Below are 16,878 nucleotides of genomic sequence, written 5' to 3'. Positions count from 1 at the left end.
GCGCCGGTTTGTCTACGGATGCGCAGCCCGCGACGAGCGCGATCGTAATGAGTGCCGTGACAAGCAATCTCACACCGTCATCCCTTCGACAACGCCTTCAACGCCAGCTTGATCCCCTCCGACACGCCCGTTCCCGCCGGCACGTTCTTGACGGCCGCAAGCGCTTCCTTCTCCGAATACCCCAGCGCGAGCAGCGCATTCAGAATGTCCGACGCGTGATCGGATTGCGAAGCCGCGCTCGCCATCGCGCCGAGATCCGCCCCGAGCTTGCCTTTGAGTTCGAGCAGCAAACGCTCAGCCGTTTTCTTGCCGATGCCCGGCACGCGCGTCAGGCGCGCGGTGTCCTGCGTCGTCACGGTCTGCGCGAGTTCCTGCACGCTCATGCCCGAGAGCACGGCCAGCGCCATGCGTGCGCCGATGCCGCTGATCTTCAGCAGCTCGCGGAACGTCGCCCGTTCCTGCGACGTCAGGAAGCCATAGAGCAGATGCGCGTCTTCACGCACGATCATCTGCGTGAGCAGCACGACCTTTTCGCCCGCGTTCGGCAGGTTGTAGAACGTGCTCATCGGCACATCGACTTCATAGCCGACGCCGTTGCAGTCGACGAGCAGGTGCGGCGGATTTTTTTCGAGCAGAACGCCGGCAATGCGACCGATCATGTTTTCTTTCTGAGGGTAGAAGATTTAGCCGATGAGCCTGCCGCGTCGCACGCGCAAGCCTTTCTTTGCGAGCGACGGCGCGATGCCGCCCAGCGTCGCGAGCCCCGAGCCGCCATGAGCGTGACAGATCGCCATGCCGAGCGCATCGGCGGCGTCGGTGCTTGGCACGCCGGAGAGGGTGAGCAGCCGCACGACCATCTGCTGCATCTGCTCCTTCGTCGCGCGGCCATAGCCGACGACCGCCTGCTTCAACTGCAGCGCCGTATATTCGGCCACCGGCACGCCGCTCGCGACGAGCCCGCAGATCGCCGCGCCGCGCGCCTGTCCGAGCAAAAGCGTCGATTGCGGATTGACGTTCACGAAGACTTTCTCGATCGCGGCCTGATCGGGATTGTGCTGGCGAATGAGCGTGGAGATGCCGTTGAAAATAGTGTTCAGGCGTGAAGGCAGATCGGCATCGGCGGTCTTGATGACGCCGCTCGTCACGTAGTTGAGCGAATGCCCGCTCACGTCGATGATGCCGAAGCCCGTCACGCGCAAGCCGGGGTCGATGCCTAGGATTCTCATTCGTTCGCGATGCGGCTCGTGGAAATCAAAATGGCCTGTTTGCGCCGTCAGCAGCGCAAACAGGCCAATAGTAAATGAAGCGAGCCGGTTTAATGGCGGAAGTGACGCGTGCCGGTGACGATCATCGCGACGTTGTGCTCGTCGGCGGCGGCGATCACTTCGTCGTCGCGCATCGAGCCGCCCGGCTGGATCACGCAGGTCGCGCCCGCGTTGACCACCACGTCGAGCCCGTCACGGAACGGGAAGAACGCATCCGATGCGACCGCCGAGCCGTTCAGCGACAACCCGGCGTTCTGTGCCTTGATGCCCGCGATGCGCGCCGAATCCACGCGGCTCATCTGGCCCGCGCCGACGCCGAGCGTCATGCCGCCGCCGCAGAACACGATGGCGTTCGACTTCACGTACTTGGCGACGCGCCACGCGAACAGCAGATCGTCCATTTCCTTCGGCGTCGGATGGCGCTTCGTCACGACGCGCAGTTCGTGCGGCTGCACGTTCTTTGCATCGAGCGATTGCACCAGCAGGCCGCCGCCGACGCGCTTCAGGTCGAAGCTGTTGTGACCCGCGCCCAGCGCGATCTGCAAGAGACGCACGTTCTGCTTCGCCGCGAACACCGCGCGCGCCGCTTCGCTGAACGACGGCGCGATCAGCACTTCGACGAACTGCTTGGCGACGGCCTGCGCCGCCGCTTCGTCCACTTCGCGATTGAACGCGATGATGCCGCCGAACGCCGAGGTCGGATCGGTCTGGAACGCCTTCGAGTACGCCTCGAGTGCGTCAGCGCCGACCGCGACGCCGCACGGATTCGCATGCTTGATGATGACGCAGGCGGGTGCGTCGAAGGTCTTCACGCATTCCCAGGCCGCGTCCGAATCCGCGATGTTGTTGTACGACAGTTCCTTGCCCTGCAGTTGCTCGTAGTTAGCGAGCGCGCCGGCAGGCACGGAAAGATCGCAATAGAACGCCGCGCTTTGATGCGGGTTCTCGCCGTAACGCAGGTCCTGCACCTTCTCGAACGCGAGATTGAAGGTGGCCGGATACGTATTGCGCTCGCTGTGCTGGAGTGCTTCAGTGAGGCTCGTCAGATAATTCGTGATCGCGCCGTCGTATTGCGCCGTGTGCGCGAACACTTTCGTCGCGAGGCGGAAGTTGGTCCTGTAGCCGACGCTGTTGCCGTTCGCGCGCATTTCGTCGAGCACGGCGGAGTAGTCGGCGGGATCGACGATCACGGTCACGTCGCGATGATTCTTCGCCGCCGAGCGCAGCATGGTCGGCCCGCCGATATCGATGTTCTCGATCGCGTCTTCCAGCGAGCACTGTTCCTTCGAGACCGTCTGCACGAACGGATACAGGTTCACGACCAGCAGATCGATGGTCGGAATGCCGTGCTGGTCCAGCGCGGCCATGTGCTCGGGCAGGTCGCGGCGCGCGAGAATGCCGCCGTGCACTTTAGGATGCAGCGTCTTCACGCGCCCATCGAGCATTTCCGGAAAGCCGGTGTAATCGGCGACTTCGGTCACGGGCAGGCCCGCGTCGGCGAGCAGTTTGGCCGTGCCGCCGGTCGAGAGGATCTTGACGCCGAGTTCCGACAGCGATTTCGCGAAATCGACGATGCCGGATTTGTCGGAAACGGAGATGAGCGCTTGCTTGATCATGATGAACACTGAAACCGAAAAGGATAACCAGGCCGGACCAAGGCAAGCGCCCCAGTCCGATGAATCAAATCAATCCGTGCTGCTGGAGTTTCTTGCGTAGCGTGTTGCGGTTGATGCCGAGATACTCGGCCGCAAGCGACTGATTGCCGCCCGCCTGCTCGAGCACCACCTCGAGCATCGGTTTCTCCACGCACGAGATCACCATGTCGTAGACGTCGTGCGGGTTCGAGCCGTCCAGGTCCTGAAAATAACTGTCCAGGCTCTGGCGGACGCATTGTTCGATGTTATGTCTGCTCATGCGGCTATTAGTCGGTCGGTGTGGTCTTGCGCGCCGCACGATTCTTCCCCGGCCGCGTCCTCGGCGTCCTGCGCCTCGTCGACGTAAATGAGACGGTCCGACAACGCCTTTTGCGCGTCGAAGAATTCGTTCACAGCGAGCAATTGTTCTTTGGTCGTGTCGAGCGTATTCATCCGGTGGCGGAAGGTGCCCGCGCCGGAAAGGCCGCGAGTGTACCAGCCGATGTGCTTGCGCGCAGTCCGTACGCCCGTGAATTCCCCGTAGAACGCATAGTGATCTTCGAGGTGCTCGTTCATCACCTGCTGAATCTCGTCGATGCGCGGCATCGGCATGCGTTCGCCCGTCTTCAGAAAGTGCTCGATCTCGCGGAACAGCCACGGACGACCCTGCGCCGCGCGGCCGATCATGATGGCGTCGGCGCCCGTCGCGGCGAGCACGTCGCGCGCTCTTTCGGGTGTGGCGATGTCGCCGTTCGCGACGACCGGAATCTTCACCGATGCCTTCACGGCCGCGATGGTTTCGTACTCCGCGTCGCCCTTGTAGAGGTCGGCGCGCGTGCGGCCGTGCACCGTGAGCATGGAGATGCCGGCATCCTGCGCGATCCGCGCGATCGTCAGCGCGTTCTTGTTCTCGCGATTCCAGCCCGTGCGGATCTTGAGCGTAACCGGGACCGCGTCCGGGCCGACGCCGACCGCCTGAACCACCGCCTCGACGATGCGCGCCACGAGCGGTTCGTTCTGCAAGAGCGCCGAGCCGGCGGCGACATTGCAGACTTTCTTGGCGGGACATCCCATGTTGATGTCGATGATCTGCGCGCCGTTGGCGACGTTGTGACGCGCGGCCTCGGCGAGCATCTGCGGGTCCGCGCCCGCGATCTGCACCGAGATGGGCTCGACTTCGCCCGCGTGATTCGCGCGGCGCATGGTCTTTTCGCTCTTCCACAACTGCGCATTGGACGCGACCATCTCCGACACCGCGTAGCCCGCGCCCATGCGTTTGCAGAGCTGGCGGAACGGGCGGTCGGTGACGCCCGCCATCGGAGCGACGAACAGGTTATTGCGCAGAACGTGTGAACCGATGGTGACCATGGAGGCTTTGGCCTCCGCGCTGGCGATTGCGCGGCAAGGATGCCGGCTTCGCGTCAGGCGGATGCAAGGATGCGGAAGGAAACGCGTATTTTAACGCTAAGCGGCTGCTGAAATTAAGAGCAATCGCGTGCAAGTCTTTAAATCTTCGATGAAAGCGGGCGAGGGGGAGGGGGATAAGTTCGGGCTTGGGGGCGATGGACTCGGCCGAAAGCGTGTCGGTCACACTACCCCTGCGCCTGCCGCCTGCCGCCTGCCGCCTGTCGCCTGTCATTTGCCGTCTGCCGGTCAACGGCCAGGCTTCAAAGCTTCTATGCAAGCGCGAGCGGTCGCAGGAGAAGAAAGCGCGCGCGGGAGGTATCGACAAGGGCGTCCGCCGCTGGTCGGTCGGTGAGGGAACGCCGAGTGCGCCGCCCCAGCGCGCCAATTGCGGCGGACCGGCCGAGAGAACAAGGCGCCGCCACGAGCGCCCGCGTCCGTTACCGCCGTTGCCCGAACATCATCTGCCGCGCGAGCGCCGTCTTCAACGGCGGCAGAAACTCGAGCGCAGTCAGCGCAAGACCGCGCACCGCGGCCAGCGGTGCGAAATCGACGGTGAAGATTCGCGCGAGCGTATCCGTGGCGCCGATGGTGAGACGCCGGTCGAGCGCGCGGCGCTGCGCGAAATGCGCCAACGCAAGCGGACGCGGACCATCGGCGGAGAGCGCGTCGCAAAGCGCTAGCGCATCGCGCAGACCCAGATTCAGCCCTTGACCGGCCACCGGATGCAGCGTCTGCGCTGCATTGCCGATGGCCACCGTGCGCCGGTCGACGAGCGCGTGCAGCGCCGTCAGCCCGAGCGGAAACGCCGCGCGCCCGGCGATACGCGTGAATCGCCCCATGCGCCCGCCGAACGCGACGCCCAGTTCCGCAAGAAAGGCGTCATCGTCCAGTTGCATGCGGCGCGCGGCTTCATCGGGCGGGGCGCACCAGACGAGCGAATAGTCGGCATGACGCTGCCCGCCGCAGGGCAGAAGCGCAATCGGGCCTTCGTTCGTGAAGCGCTCCCACGCGACGTTCGCTTGCGGGTCCGACACGCTCACCGTGCCGACGATCGCCGTTTGCCCGTAATCGCGCGCGCGCCTGTCGACCGGCGCCGCAGCCTCGCGCGGCGCCTGCTGATACAGCCCGCCCTCGGCGTTGACCAGCACGCGAACGCGGATCGTGCGCTCGCCGCTCGCGGATTGCAGCGGCAGCGTGACGCCGTCGTTGTCCTGCAACGGCGGGAGCGCGGAGGTATCGGTGATCCAGTCGACCGGGGTTTTTTTCACCGCGTTCGCAAGCGCCGTGACGAGCGACCCGTAACGCACGACATAACCAAGTTCCGGCAGCTCGTGCTCGTCGTGCTCGATCAACGTGCGCCCGAAGTGCCCGCGCTGCGATACGTGGATGCGGCGAATCGGCGTGGCGTCGGCGGGAAAGCCGAGCGGCTGCAGCATCACGCGGCTGCCGTGCGACAGCGCGAGCGAGCGCGGGTCGTTGGCGGCGGCATCGGGCGTGCGCGCGTCGATCAGCGCGATCGACAGCCGCGAGGTCGCGCTGCGCCGCGCAAGCCAGCCGGCGAGCGCGAGCCCGACCGGCCCCGCGCCGACGATGGCGATGTCGTAGTCGAAATGCGGTTCGGTGATCGCGTCGCTCATGTTCTGGTCTTCAATTGCCGTTGGATTCGCGCATCAGCGCTTCGATTTCGTCCGCCGCGACCGGCACTTCGCGCGTCAGCAGTTCGCAGCCGCCGGGCGTGACGAGCGCGTCGTCCTCGATGCGGATGCCCGTGTTCCAGTAGCGCTCGGGTACGTCCTCGGCGGCGCGCACGTACAGCCCCGGTTCGACGGTCAGCACGTTGCCCGCCGCGAGCGTGCGCCAGGGCCGCGCGCCTTGTTCGTCGCGGGGGCCATCGGCGTCGCGGTATTCGCCCGCGTCGTGCACGTCCATGCCGATCCAGTGCCCCGTGCGATGCATATAGAAGCGCATGTAGGCGCGCTCCGCGATCACGTCGTCGACGCTGCCGAACTTCGTCTTGTCGACGATGCCCGTATCGAGCAAGCCTTGCGACAGCACTTTCACGGCGGCCTGATGCGGCGCGTCGAAGCTTACGCCGGCGCGCGTGGCGTCGATCGCGGCGGCTTGCGCGGCGAGCACGATGTCGTACAGCTCGCGCTGCGCAGGCGAGAAGCGGCCGTTCGCCGGAAAGGTGCGGGTGATGTCGGACGCGTAGCCGTCCAGTTCGCACGCGGCGTCGATGAGGATGAGGTCGCCGTCGCGCGCGATCGCGTTGCCCGCCGGATAGTGGAGCACGCACGCGTTCGCGCCCGCCGCGACGATCGAGCCATACGCGGGCGCTTGCGCGCCGTGACGGCGAAACGCGTAGAGCAGCTCGGCTTCGATTTCATATTCACGCATGCCGGGGCGGCAGGCGCGCATTGCACGGCGATGCGCCTCCGCCGAGATCGACCCGGCGCGCCGCATGATCGCGATTTCGTGCGCGTCCTTCACGAGCCGCATTTCGTCGATGAGCGGCAGCACATGTTGCGCTCTCGCCGGCGCGCGGACGCCGCTGCGGCCTTGCGCGCGCACGGCGGCGAGCCAGTTGCGCACTTGCGCATCCAGTTCCTCGGACGTGCCGAGCGCGTAAAAGAGCGCGGGCTTGTCGGCGATCAGGCGCGCCATCTGTTCATCGAGCGCGGCGATGGGGAATGCGGCATCGAGACCGAATGCATCGCGCGCGGCTTCCGGGCCGTAGCGAAAGCCTTCCCACGTTTCCCGCTCGGCGTTCTTCTCGCGGCAGAAAAGGATCGACGCGGGTTCGCCGTTCTGCGCGCTCGCATCGAGCACGAGCGTCGCTTCGGGTTCGGTGAAACCGGTCAGGTAATAGAAGTAGCTGTCGTGACGAAAAGGGAAGTCCGTATCCCGATTGCGCATGACTTCGGGCGCGGTCGCGATGATGGCGACGCCGCCGCCTTCAGCGCGCAACGCCGCGAGCAGGCGTTCGCGGCGGCCACGGTAGATATCGACGGCGATCGGGCTGGCGTGTTCGGTCATTGAGTTCATGCGCCCGATTGTAGCGCCGGGCCCGAAGCCGCGCGACCAGGCCATTCGGCCTAGTGGTGCGGCTCCGGATGATGGTGCATGCTCACTCTTCCGGGCGGTTGCGCACGCTTCCCGCAATGAGGTCGAAGCGGAACAGCCGGCATTCGAGCGCGCCGTTGAAGAGCGGCGTTTTGGTCGATTCGCGCAGCCGCAGCAGCCCCGGCAGCTTGCGGTCGGACGTGAGCACGTACGCGCGCCAGCCCGGGAAGCGTTGCTTGAGGGCGTTGCCGAACGAGATGAAGAATTCGGTATCGGCGGGATCGGGTTGGGCGCGGGCAAAGGCGTCGTCGTCCTCGCGGCGCGAACGGGGCGTGTCGCGGACTTCGCCACGCGGCCCGCGTCCACGCACTTCGATACGCTCTCCGTACGGCGGATTCGCGATGAGGATGCCGGGCTCGTCGGTCGGCGGCGTCATGTTGCGGGCGTCGATCTGCTTGAGCGATACATCGGCGACGCCCGCGCGGCTCAGATTCGCGCGAGCCTTTTCGAGCATGTCGCCGGAAATGTCGCTGCCGAAGATGCCGAGCTGTGCCTGCGATGCGCGCGTCGCGCGGCGTGCTTCTGTCGCGGCGGTCTTGAGCTTTTGCCACATGCCCGGATGGAACGGCTTCAGCTTCTCGAAGCCGAAGCGCCGGTCGCTGCCCGGTGCGATGTTGAGCGCGGTTTGCGCGGCTTCGGCTAGGAACGTGCCGCTGCCGCACATCGGATCAAAGAGGGGCGTGCCGGGCGTCCAGCCGGTGAGGCGCAGGATGCCCGCCGCGAGGTTTTCGCGCAGTGGCGCCGCGCCCTTGTCGAGCCGCCAGCCGCGCTTGAAGAGCGGTTCGCCGGAGGTGTCGAGATAGAGCGTGCATTCGTTCATCGTGAGAAATACGAACACGCGCACGTCCGGTTGCGCGGTGTCGATGCTCGGGCGAGCGCCGCTGATGTCGCGCAGGCGGTCGCAGACGGCGTCCTTCACGCGCAGCGTCGTGAACTCGAGGCTCTTGAGCGGCGATTTGATCGCGGTGAGATCGACGCGCATCGTCTGGCTGGGCGTGAACCATTGCTCCCAGCGCTGCCGATGCGTGAGATCGTAGATGTCGTTCTCATTGCGATACGGGCCGTGCGCGATCTTCAGCAACACGCGGCTCGCGATACGCGAATGCAGGTTCGCCGCCATGCCCGCGACCCAGCCGCCCCGGAAATGCACGCCGCCGGGCACTTGCGCGCCGACGTTCAGCGGACCGCCGCCCGAAAGCGGCGCGCTGCTGACATGGCGTTCCCCGATCTCGGCAAGCTCGGCGGCGAGCGGCGCTTCGAGACCGCGCGGGCAGGGGACAAACCAGTCGAAAAGAGGGGAAGACATGTGGGAATTCTGCGGGGTTCAAAGGCGGTATTGTACGCGGGGCGGTCGGTGGAGTACGGTGTGCACCGTCATGACTGCCTGCGCGGTGCGGACATTCGGCAGATGACTTCATCGACGACGCGTGATTGCCACGCCCGATGCAGCATCAGATTCGGATTTATCGTGTACCCGTTCCGCCCGGCTTTCGTCACAGTCTGTTCGGCAATCCTGCCTGACTCAGTGGAGACGTCATGCCGAATGTTTATGTTGAACCGCTTCCGAAGCATCGCGAAGGAGCTATCACGGGCTACGCGCTGGAACTGTCCGCGAAGCAACGACTTACGCCCGACGACTATAAGACCCAAGCCGAAGCCATCGCGGTCGCCAAGGTGAAAGGCTACAAGCCATTAGTAGCCCGGGTTCGAAGAACGGACCAAGGCAATCCCGATCATTGGCGAGCAGCGGACTGACACTGCTGAGTCGCCTGTGTCATGGTCGCCGGGCCTCGAAGGAGATATCCCCGGCCCGGCGACCCTCGGCGCTACTCCACCGCCTTCATCATCTCCTCGACAACCTTCTTAGCATCCCCAAACACCATCATCGTCTTGTCCATATAGAACAATTCGTTATCGAGCCCGGCGTATCCCGCCGCCATCGACCGCTTGTTCACGATGATCGTCCTCGCCTTGTACGCCTCCAGAATCGGCATCCCGGCAATCGGCGATTTTGGGTCCGTCTTCGCCGCAGGATTCACGACATCGTTCGCGCCGAGCACGAGCACGACATCCGTCTGCCCGAACTCGCTGTTGATGTCCTCCATCTCCTGCACCATCTCGTAAGGCACTTCCGCTTCCGCGAGCAGCACGTTCATATGCCCCGGCATCCGCCCGGCGACAGGATGAATGGCATACCGGACATCGATGCCCTTCTCGACGAGCTTGTCCGTCAGTTCCTTCAGCGCATGCTGCGCGCGCGCCACCGCCAGCCCGTACCCGGGCACGATCACCACGCTTTCGGCATTGCCGAGCATGAACGCGGCGTCATCGGCGGAACCGGATTTCACCGGCCGCTGTTCCTGCGCGCCGCCCACCGCAGCACTGCCCGCTTCACCGCCAAATCCGCCCAGGATCACGTTGAAGAACGAGCGGTTCATCGCGCGGCACATGATGTACGACAGAATTGCGCCCGACGAGCCGACCAGCGATCCCGCGATGATCAGCATCGGATTGTTCAGCGAGAAGCCGATGCCCGCCGCCGCCCAGCCTGAGTACGAATTGAGCATCGACACGACCACCGGCATGTCCGCGCCGCCGATCGGAATGATGATCAGCACGCCCAGCGCGAACGCGATCAGCGTCATGATCACGAACGGCAGCCACGCCTGCGTCACCATGAAGATGATGCCGAAGCCGATCATCGCGACCGCGAGCAGCAGGTTGATCAGATGCTGCCCCGAGTACACCACCGGCGCGCCCTGAAACAGCCGGAACTTGTACTTGCCCGACAGCTTGCCGAACGCGATGACCGAGCCTGAAAACGTGATCGCGCCGACGAACGTGCCGATGAACAGCTCGACGCGATTGCCATACGGAATCGGCTCGCCGGGCGCGGCCAGCCCGAACGCGGAAGGCTCCGACACCACGCCATACGCAATGCAGACCGCCGCGAGACCGATCAGCGAGTGCATCGCTGCGACGAGTTCGGGCATCTTCGTCATCTCGACTTTCGCCGCGATATACGCGCCCGCGCCGCCGCCGATGATCAGCGCCGCGAACAGCAACGAAAGCCCGAGCGCGAGATTCGCCTCCAGAAAAGCGGCCTGTTTGACGATCAGCGCGAGCGTCGTGACGATGGCGATCGCCATCCCCGCCATGCCGAATGTATTGCCGATGCGCGCGGTCTTCGGATTCGACAGGCCCTTGAGCGCCTGAATGAAGCACACCGACGCGACCAGATACAGGAGAGTGACGACGTTCAGGCTCATTTACGTGCCCTCCTTGCTGACGAGCTTCTTCGGCTCCTTCTTCTTGAACATCTCCAGCATTCGCCTCGTGACGAGGAAGCCGCCGAACACGTTCACCGCCGCCAGCAGCACCGCGAGCGTGCCGAAGAACTTGCCCGCGCCGCCGACCGTCAGCCCGACGGCAAGCATCGCGCCGACGATGACGATCGCGGAGATCGCGTTGGTCACGGCCATCAGCGGCGTATGCAGCGCCGGCGTGACGTTCCAGACGACGTGATAGCCGACGTAGATCGCCAGCACGAAGATGATCAGGTTGATCACCGTGTGATTGATGACATCCATGTTCGTCTCCGTGTTCAGGCGGTGGCGCGCGCGGGCTGTCCGTCGCGGCACTGAAGCGTGGCCGCGACGATGTCGTCCGCGAGGTCGATGTTGAGCGTACCTTCCTTCGTGAGGATCAGCTTGAGGAAGTCGAGCAGGTTTCGCGCGTAGAGCGCGGAGGCGTCGGCGGCGACCATCGACGCGAGATTCGTATGGCCGACGATATGCACGCCGTACTTCATCACCACTTCGTCGACTTCCGTGAGCGGGCAGTTGCCGCCCTTTCGGCCTTCGAACTCGGGACCGCGTCCGGCGGCGAGATCGACGATCACGGAGCCAGGTTTCATGTGCTTGACCGTTTCGACCGACAGCAGCGTCGGCGCGGGGCGGCCGGGAATCAGCGCCGTCGAAATGACGATGTCCGCCGCCTTCGCACGTTCATGCACCTGCGCCGATTGCCGCGCGAGCCAGCTTGGCGGCATCGGCCGCGCATAACCGCCGACGCCTTCCGCCGCTTCGCGTTCCTCGGCGGTTTCGAAGGGCACGTCGACGAACTTCGCGCCCAGCGATTCGATCTGTTCCGTCACGGCGGGCCGCACATCCGACGCTTCGACGACCGCGCCCAGGCGCTTCGCGGTGGCGATCGCCTGCAAGCCCGCGACGCCCGCGCCGAGCACCAGCACGCGCGCCGCTTTCACGGTGCCGGCGGCGGTCATCAGCATCGGCATGAAGCGCTGATAGTAGTGGCACGCGATCAGCACCGCCTTGTATCCGGCGATATTCGCCTGCGACGACAGCACGTCGAGACTTTGCGCGCGCGTCGTGCGCGGCGCGGCTTCGAGCGCGAACGCCGTGACGCCCGCCGTGGCGAGCCGCGCGGTGTTCTCGGTGTTGAAGGGATCGAGCATGCCGATCAGCACGGCGCCCGGCGTGAGCAAGCCTAGTTCGGCTTCGGCCGGCGATTGAACCTTGAGAACGATTTCGGCGGAAAAGGCGGTGGCGGCATCGACGATATCAGCGCCGGCGGAGGCGAACGCGTCATCGATATAGCTGGCCCGCACGCCCGCGCCGCTCTGCACCGAAATCCGATGCCCTTGCGCGACGAGTTTTTTCACCGTCTCCGGCGTGGCGGCGACGCGCGCCTCGTTCGCCCGCGTTTCAGCAGGCACTCCGATGTGCATTTTCGAATCCTCCGGTCTTGTTTTATCTTCCCGCGCCCTGGGGCCCGGCTGCGGGAAAGATCGAGGCTGAGTTTTGTTTCAAATGCTGGATCGACGGCTAGTGCCACTGTAACCGAAGAATGCGCGCCAAAAATGCGATCCGGCACCGCGCTAACCCTTAGGCCGCGCGCGCGTGTTCGGGGCCGGGACGGTAAAATGTCGGCCATGAAATCAGATACTTGGGCTCCACACGTCACGGTTGCGGCCATCGTCGAGCGGGACGGGCGCTTTCTCGTCATCGAGGAACATACATCCGCAGGGCTGCGAATCAACCAACCGGCCGGTCACCTCGAAGCCGGCGAAACGCTCGTCGAAGCGGTGATCCGCGAGACGCTCGAGGAAACGGCGCATCGCTTCGAGCCCGAGGCGCTCGTCGGCGCGTATATGACGCACTTTGCGCGGCCGGGGCGCGATGTCACGTATCTGCGCTTCACGTTTTGCGGAAAGTCCGCGGGCGAAGTGGCCGGCAGGGCGCTGGACAAGGGCATCGTCCGCGCGATGTGGCTCACGCCCGACGAACTGCGCGCGACCGTTGCGCAGCATCGGACGCCGCTCGTCATGCAGTGCGTTGACGATTACTTGTCCGGGCGGCGCGTGCCGCTCGATTTCATCCATACGCATTCGGTCGCGCCGGTCGTGCGCGCCTGACCCGCTCGCGCGGAACAAAGCGGTATTTCTATGAGCAAGCAAAGAGTGGTGGTGGGCATGTCGGGCGGCGTGGATTCGTCGGTCACGGCATGGCTCCTTAAAGAGCAGGGCTACGACGTCGTCGGCCTGTTCATGAAGAACTGGGAAGACGACGACGACAGCGAATACTGCTCGACGCGCCAGGACTGGATCGACGTGGTGTCGGTCGCGGATCTAATCGGCATCGACGTGGAAGCGGTGAACTTCGCCGCCGAGTACAAGGACCGCGTGTTCGCCGAATTCCTGCGCGAGTACTCCGCCGGCCGCACGCCGAATCCGGACGTGCTGTGCAACGCCGAGATCAAGTTCAAGGCGTTTCTCGACCACGCGATGTCGCTCGGCGCGGAAACCATCGCGACCGGCCATTACGCACGCGTGCGCGAACACGACGGCCTGTTCCAGTTGATGAAGGCCACCGATGCGACGAAAGACCAGTCGTACTTTCTGCATCGGCTGAACCAGCAGCAGCTTTCGAAGACGCTGTTTCCGCTCGGCGAGATTCCGAAGACGAAGGTTCGCGAGATCGCCGCGCAAATCGGCCTGCCGAATGCGAAGAAGAAGGACTCGACCGGGATCTGCTTCATCGGCGAGCGGCCGTTCCGCGAGTTTCTGAATCGATACTTGCCGACGAAGCCCGGGCCGATGAAGACGGCGGAAGGGAAGATCGTCGGGGAGCATATCGGGCTCGCGTTCTACACGTTCGGGCAGCGCAAGGGCATCGGCATCGGCGGCGCGAAGGACGGCAGCGGCGAGCCGTGGTTCGTCGCCGGCAAGGACATGGCGAGCAACACGCTCTACGTCGTGCAGGGCCACGATCATCCGTGGCTGCTGTCGCATACGCTCGTCGCCGGTAATACGAGCTGGGTCGCGGGCTTCGCACCCGGCGACGGCGCGGTCTGCGGAGCGAAGACGCGGTATCGGCAGCAGGATGCGGCGTGCCGGTTTTCCGCTGTATCCGCCGATGACGCCCGCTTCGAGCTGCGCTTCGACGACGCGCAATGGGCGGTCACGCCGGGTCAGTCCGCCGTGCTGTATCAGGGCGATGTCTGCCTGGGCGGCGGGATCATCGAGCGCGCGGCCGCGGGCGTCGCTCAGAACGCGTCCGTACCGGCCGTCCCGACCGCAATCTGACGGATCGCCCCGGCATCACCGCCGGGGCTGGCTATCAATTCGATAAAAAGTTATTCGATACAAGTGCTTGACTGTCTACCTATTAGTAGATAAATTTCACCCATCGAGAGCAGGGGAAAGAAGTCATGGACAAGAACACGGTACGCGAGTCACTGCTGGACCACGCACAGACCATCATGATGACGCGCGGCTACAACGGCTTCAGCTATCGCGACTTGTCCGAACTGGTCGGCGTGAAGACGTCGAGCATCCATTACTACTTTCCGACCAAGGAAGATCTCGCGCTGGAAGCGGTGAACGCGTATAGCGCCGACGTCATGTCGTCGATTTACGCGATCGACAGTTCCGCTCCCGCCGAGAAGAAGCTCGATCGCTACACGCGGCTGTTCGGGCGAATCATCGGCGACGGCAAGCAGATTTGTCTCTGCGGCATGCTCGCGTCGGATATGGAGTCGCTGCCCGAAAGCGTTCGCCATGCAGTGCAGGCGTTTTTCAAGGCCAACGAGAACTGGCTCGCGAAGGTGCTTGCGGAAGGCGATGCGCAGGGCACGTTGAACGCACGCGGCAAGCCGGAAGCAACGGCCCGGGCGCTGTATGCAGCGTTCCAGGGAAGTTTGCTCGCCTGTCGCCTGTTTCAGACGCGTGCGCGGCTGGAAGAGGTCGCCGATACCGTGCGCCGGTAGATAAACCTGTGGATAACTCTGTGCAAAAACAGGTATAAGCGTCGGACATTCTATCTATTGATAGGTAGATTTTGGCGAGACGTCAGTGGCGTGTGAAGCAATGCCGGCTGTCGCCCGCGCGACGCAGTCGCAATCAGAAACGTCATGTTCGCTCGTAAAAGCAGCACATTAGTCTGAAGAGTCATCTATCTAGTAGTAGATCCAAGTCACTCGAACTTCAACCACCGGAGTCACTCATGAAAAAGCTCAAGACCGCCATCATCGCCAGCGCAGTTGCCACCGCCGTATTCGCTCACGCCGCAGCCGATGCCGCGCCTGTCCTCGAACCGGCGACACAGCAGTTCATCGATGCCCTTGCAGCCAGCAACGCCCCGCCCATCTACACGCTGTCCCCCGCCGATGCGCGCAACGTGCTGGCCGGCGCTCAGTCGCAGCCGGTGAAGAAACAGGCTGCGGCCATCGAAGACCGCGTCATCCAGGCTGGGCCGACCGGCAAGATCGCGCTGCGCATCGTGCGGCCGGAGCATGTGAAGGGTGCGCTGCCGGTCATCATGTACTTCCACGGCGGCGGCTGGGTGCTCGGCGACAAGAACACGCACGATCGCCTCGTGCGCGAGATCGCGAACGGCGCGCAGGCGGAGGTCGTGTTCGTCGACTATGACCGCTCGCCGGAAACGAAATACCCGGTGCCGATCGAGCAGGCGTACGCCGCGACCCGCTACGTGGCGGAACACGCACGCGAGTTCAACGTGGATGCGTCGCGGATGGCGGTGGCGGGCGACAGCGTCGGCGGCAACATGGCGGCGGCCGTCACGCTGCTCGCGAAGGAACGCGGCGGCCCGGCCTTGCGTGCGCAGGTGTTGTTCTATCCGGTGACGGACGCCCGCTTCGACGACGGCTCGTACAACGAGTTCGCCAACGGCCCGTGGCTGACTCGCGAGGCGATGAAGTGGTTCTGGGACGCCTACGCGCCGAACGCGGCGGATCGCGAGAAGATCACCGCGTCGCCGCTGCGCGCGACGATCGACGAATTGAAGGGCTTGCCGCCGGCGCTCGTAATCACCGATGAAAACGACGTCCTGCGCGATGAAGGCGAGGCCTACGCCCGCAAGCTGACGCAGGCCGGCGTGCCGGTGACATCGACGCGATACAACGGCACGATCCACGATTTCGTGATGCTGAACGCCCTCGCGCAGACTCCGGCGACGCGGGCGGCGATCGCGCAAGCCAGCGCAACGCTGAAGGCGGCGCTCAGCAAGTAACGATGCAAGCCGCTCCCGCCCGCGGCGGGAGCACGCTCATCAGGCGGGCGCGGTATCGACGAACGACTGTCTCTGCGCGAGGCGCGCGTAGAACTTGTCGAGCGCCGGATGCGCTTCGCGCCAGTTGAGATCCGGCATGCGGAAGTCGAGATAGGCGAGCGTGCAGCCGCACGCAATATCCGCCAGCGTGAAGCGGTTGGCCGCGCACCACTGCTTCGAGCCGAGGCCCTGCGCCATCGCGCGCAGGCCGTCGTCGATCTTGTGACGCTGCCGCGCGATCCACGCTTGGCTGCGATGCGCCTCCTCGCGCAGCACGCCTTCGAGACGGATCAGCACGGCGGCGTCGAGCATGCCGTCCGCGAGCGCCTCCCAGCAGCGCACTTCGGTGCGCTCGCGCCGCTCCTGCGGCAGCAGCTTGCCGACGGGCGTCAGCGTGTCCACGAATTCGCAGATGACGCGCGAATCGAACACCGCTTCGCCGTCGTCCAGAATGAGACACGGGACTTTGCCGAGCGGATTGAAGTCGTGGATTGTCGAATCGGATGCCCAGACGTCTTCGAGCACCAGTTCGCAGTCGATCTTCTTTTCCGCCATCACGATCCGCACTTTGCGGACGAATGGACTCGTGTGCGAACCGATCAGTTTCATCATTTATTCTTCGCGTTTTGTTTCGGATACAGCCGACCGACGATCTTAACCGCGCATACGCGAGCAAATGGCAATTTCGAGATGGAGCGGGCGGGGGGTGTCGTCTGGCGACAACATCGCGCCGTTCCCTGCACGAGAAGCATAGGAAAACGATGTTTCGCTGACGAAGGCAAGCAGTCCGGAGCACGCTTGCATGGTCCAGACCTGCGTCGTGGGCACGAACCGTTGTGGAGGATGACGAAAAGCCGG

At 64.4% G+C, this 16,878-nt stretch carries 17 protein-coding genes; 5 read left to right on the top strand and 12 right to left on the bottom strand.

All coding sequences use genetic code 11. The features are described from left to right. Positions 1-77: 77 nt before the first annotated feature. The 8 genes from ruvA to LDZ21_RS11940 form a co-directional block, all read right to left on the bottom strand. The gene (gene ruvA, locus LDZ21_RS11975) at positions 78-659 is read right to left on the bottom strand and encodes a Holliday junction branch migration protein RuvA (RefSeq protein WP_035961684.1); all 582 of its coding nucleotides are present in this window, start codon (positions 657-659) and stop codon (positions 78-80) included. 24 nt (positions 660-683) lie between these two features. After that, complete coding sequence (gene ruvC / locus LDZ21_RS11970) at positions 684-1,226, bottom strand: crossover junction endodeoxyribonuclease RuvC (protein ID WP_244793512.1); 543 nt, start codon at positions 1,224-1,226, stop codon at positions 684-686. 89 nt (positions 1,227-1,315) lie between these two features. After that, a complete protein-coding gene (gene purH / locus LDZ21_RS11965; protein ID WP_244793511.1) occupies positions 1,316-2,881 on the bottom strand; it encodes a bifunctional phosphoribosylaminoimidazolecarboxamide formyltransferase/IMP cyclohydrolase in 1,566 nt (521 codons plus the stop codon). A gap of 64 nt (positions 2,882-2,945) precedes the next feature. Further along, on the bottom strand, positions 2,946-3,179 hold the full coding sequence (locus tag LDZ21_RS11960) for a Fis family transcriptional regulator (RefSeq protein ID WP_087643302.1): 234 nt from the start codon (positions 3,177-3,179) through the stop codon (positions 2,946-2,948). Further along, positions 3,176-4,267, bottom strand: a complete 1,092-nt coding sequence (gene dusB, locus LDZ21_RS11955; protein WP_244793510.1) for a tRNA dihydrouridine synthase DusB — start codon at positions 4,265-4,267, stop codon at positions 3,176-3,178. The genes LDZ21_RS11960 and dusB overlap by 4 nt, the downstream gene beginning before the upstream one ends. 476 nt (positions 4,268-4,743) lie before the next feature. Continuing rightward, complete coding sequence (locus LDZ21_RS11950; RefSeq protein WP_244793509.1) at positions 4,744-5,943, bottom strand: UbiH/UbiF/VisC/COQ6 family ubiquinone biosynthesis hydroxylase; 1,200 nt, start codon at positions 5,941-5,943, stop codon at positions 4,744-4,746. A 10-nt stretch (positions 5,944-5,953) separates the two neighbouring features. Further along, the gene (locus LDZ21_RS11945) at positions 5,954-7,351 is read right to left on the bottom strand and encodes an aminopeptidase P N-terminal domain-containing protein (protein ID WP_244793508.1); all 1,398 of its coding nucleotides are present in this window, start codon (positions 7,349-7,351) and stop codon (positions 5,954-5,956) included. Positions 7,352-7,433: 82 nt separating this feature from the next. Then, positions 7,434-8,735, bottom strand: a complete 1,302-nt coding sequence (locus LDZ21_RS11940) for a THUMP domain-containing class I SAM-dependent RNA methyltransferase (protein ID WP_244793507.1) — start codon at positions 8,733-8,735, stop codon at positions 7,434-7,436. A gap of 230 nt (positions 8,736-8,965) precedes the next feature. Here LDZ21_RS11940 and LDZ21_RS11935 point away from each other — a divergent pair, with 230 nt between their 5' ends. Next, the gene (locus LDZ21_RS11935) at positions 8,966-9,184 is read left to right on the top strand and encodes a hypothetical protein (RefSeq protein WP_244793506.1); all 219 of its coding nucleotides are present in this window, start codon (positions 8,966-8,968) and stop codon (positions 9,182-9,184) included. Positions 9,185-9,255: 71 nt separating this feature from the next. On the opposite strand, the gene LDZ21_RS11930 is transcribed toward LDZ21_RS11935, so the two are convergent. Genes LDZ21_RS11930 through LDZ21_RS11920 form a run of 3 tightly spaced genes read right to left on the bottom strand, consistent with a single transcriptional unit; the run spans position 9,256 to position 12,179 of the window. After that, complete coding sequence (locus LDZ21_RS11930) at positions 9,256-10,698, bottom strand: NAD(P)(+) transhydrogenase (Re/Si-specific) subunit beta (RefSeq protein ID WP_244793505.1); 1,443 nt, start codon at positions 10,696-10,698, stop codon at positions 9,256-9,258. Continuing rightward, complete coding sequence (locus LDZ21_RS11925) at positions 10,699-11,019, bottom strand: NAD(P) transhydrogenase subunit alpha part 2 (protein ID WP_244793504.1); 321 nt, start codon at positions 11,017-11,019, stop codon at positions 10,699-10,701. Between the two features lie 14 nt (positions 11,020-11,033). Beyond that, the gene (locus tag LDZ21_RS11920) at positions 11,034-12,179 is read right to left on the bottom strand and encodes a Re/Si-specific NAD(P)(+) transhydrogenase subunit alpha (protein WP_244793503.1); all 1,146 of its coding nucleotides are present in this window, start codon (positions 12,177-12,179) and stop codon (positions 11,034-11,036) included. Between the two features lie 204 nt (positions 12,180-12,383). Here LDZ21_RS11920 and LDZ21_RS11915 point away from each other — a divergent pair, with 204 nt between their 5' ends. From LDZ21_RS11915 to LDZ21_RS11900, 4 genes are all read left to right on the top strand, one after another. Continuing rightward, positions 12,384-12,866, top strand: a complete 483-nt coding sequence (locus LDZ21_RS11915; protein ID WP_244793502.1) for an NUDIX hydrolase — start codon at positions 12,384-12,386, stop codon at positions 12,864-12,866. A gap of 30 nt (positions 12,867-12,896) precedes the next feature. Next, entirely contained in the window at positions 12,897-14,036 is a 1,140-nt protein-coding gene (mnmA, locus tag LDZ21_RS11910; protein WP_244793501.1) for a tRNA 2-thiouridine(34) synthase MnmA, read from the top strand. A 125-nt stretch (positions 14,037-14,161) separates the two neighbouring features. Beyond that, positions 14,162-14,719, top strand: coding sequence for a TetR/AcrR family transcriptional regulator (locus LDZ21_RS11905; protein WP_244793500.1), 558 nt, complete (start codon positions 14,162-14,164; stop codon positions 14,717-14,719). A 236-nt stretch (positions 14,720-14,955) separates the two neighbouring features. Next, positions 14,956-15,981 carry an alpha/beta hydrolase gene (locus LDZ21_RS11900; protein WP_244793499.1) on the top strand — a complete coding sequence of 342 codons (1,026 nt, stop codon included), beginning with the start codon at positions 14,956-14,958 and terminating at the stop codon, positions 15,979-15,981. A gap of 39 nt (positions 15,982-16,020) precedes the next feature. On the opposite strand, the gene LDZ21_RS11895 is transcribed toward LDZ21_RS11900, so the two are convergent. Next, entirely contained in the window at positions 16,021-16,632 is a 612-nt protein-coding gene (locus LDZ21_RS11895) for a glutathione S-transferase C-terminal domain-containing protein (RefSeq protein ID WP_244793498.1), read from the bottom strand. Positions 16,633-16,878 lie beyond the last annotated feature (246 nt).

Source organism: Caballeronia grimmiae (assembly GCF_022879615.1).
Taxonomy (GTDB): domain Bacteria; phylum Pseudomonadota; class Gammaproteobacteria; order Burkholderiales; family Burkholderiaceae; genus Caballeronia; species Caballeronia grimmiae.
Note: the sequence above shows the minus strand (reverse complement) of the source record. Positions and strands in the feature narration are given on the sequence as shown.

Excerpts from the sequence above, each read along its gene's own strand:
- LDZ21_RS11920 (WP_244793503.1), bottom strand. The coding sequence starts at position 12,179 with ATGCACATCGGAGTGCCTGCTGAAACGCGGGCGAACGAGGCGCGCGTC.
- ruvC (WP_244793512.1), bottom strand. The coding sequence starts at position 1,226 with ATGAGAATCCTAGGCATCGACCCCGGCTTGCGCGTGACGGGCTTCGGC.
- LDZ21_RS11950 (WP_244793509.1), bottom strand. The coding sequence starts at position 5,943 with ATGAGCGACGCGATCACCGAACCGCATTTCGACTACGACATCGCCATC.
- LDZ21_RS11940 (WP_244793507.1), bottom strand. The coding sequence starts at position 8,735 with ATGTCTTCCCCTCTTTTCGACTGGTTTGTCCCCTGCCCGCGCGGTCTC.
- LDZ21_RS11905 (WP_244793500.1), top strand. The coding sequence starts at position 14,162 with ATGGACAAGAACACGGTACGCGAGTCACTGCTGGACCACGCACAGACC.
- dusB (WP_244793510.1), bottom strand. The coding sequence starts at position 4,267 with ATGGTCACCATCGGTTCACACGTTCTGCGCAATAACCTGTTCGTCGCT.
- LDZ21_RS11945 (WP_244793508.1), bottom strand. The coding sequence starts at position 7,351 with ATGAACTCAATGACCGAACACGCCAGCCCGATCGCCGTCGATATCTAC.
- mnmA (WP_244793501.1), top strand. The coding sequence starts at position 12,897 with ATGAGCAAGCAAAGAGTGGTGGTGGGCATGTCGGGCGGCGTGGATTCG.
- purH (WP_244793511.1), bottom strand. The coding sequence starts at position 2,881 with ATGATCAAGCAAGCGCTCATCTCCGTTTCCGACAAATCCGGCATCGTC.
- LDZ21_RS11935 (WP_244793506.1), top strand. The coding sequence starts at position 8,966 with ATGCCGAATGTTTATGTTGAACCGCTTCCGAAGCATCGCGAAGGAGCT.
- LDZ21_RS11900 (WP_244793499.1), top strand. The coding sequence starts at position 14,956 with ATGAAAAAGCTCAAGACCGCCATCATCGCCAGCGCAGTTGCCACCGCC.
- LDZ21_RS11895 (WP_244793498.1), bottom strand. The coding sequence starts at position 16,632 with ATGATGAAACTGATCGGTTCGCACACGAGTCCATTCGTCCGCAAAGTG.
- LDZ21_RS11930 (WP_244793505.1), bottom strand. The coding sequence starts at position 10,698 with ATGAGCCTGAACGTCGTCACTCTCCTGTATCTGGTCGCGTCGGTGTGC.
- LDZ21_RS11925 (WP_244793504.1), bottom strand. The coding sequence starts at position 11,019 with ATGGATGTCATCAATCACACGGTGATCAACCTGATCATCTTCGTGCTG.
- LDZ21_RS11915 (WP_244793502.1), top strand. The coding sequence starts at position 12,384 with ATGAAATCAGATACTTGGGCTCCACACGTCACGGTTGCGGCCATCGTC.
- ruvA (WP_035961684.1), bottom strand. The coding sequence starts at position 659 with ATGATCGGTCGCATTGCCGGCGTTCTGCTCGAAAAAAATCCGCCGCAC.
- LDZ21_RS11960 (WP_087643302.1), bottom strand. The coding sequence starts at position 3,179 with ATGAGCAGACATAACATCGAACAATGCGTCCGCCAGAGCCTGGACAGT.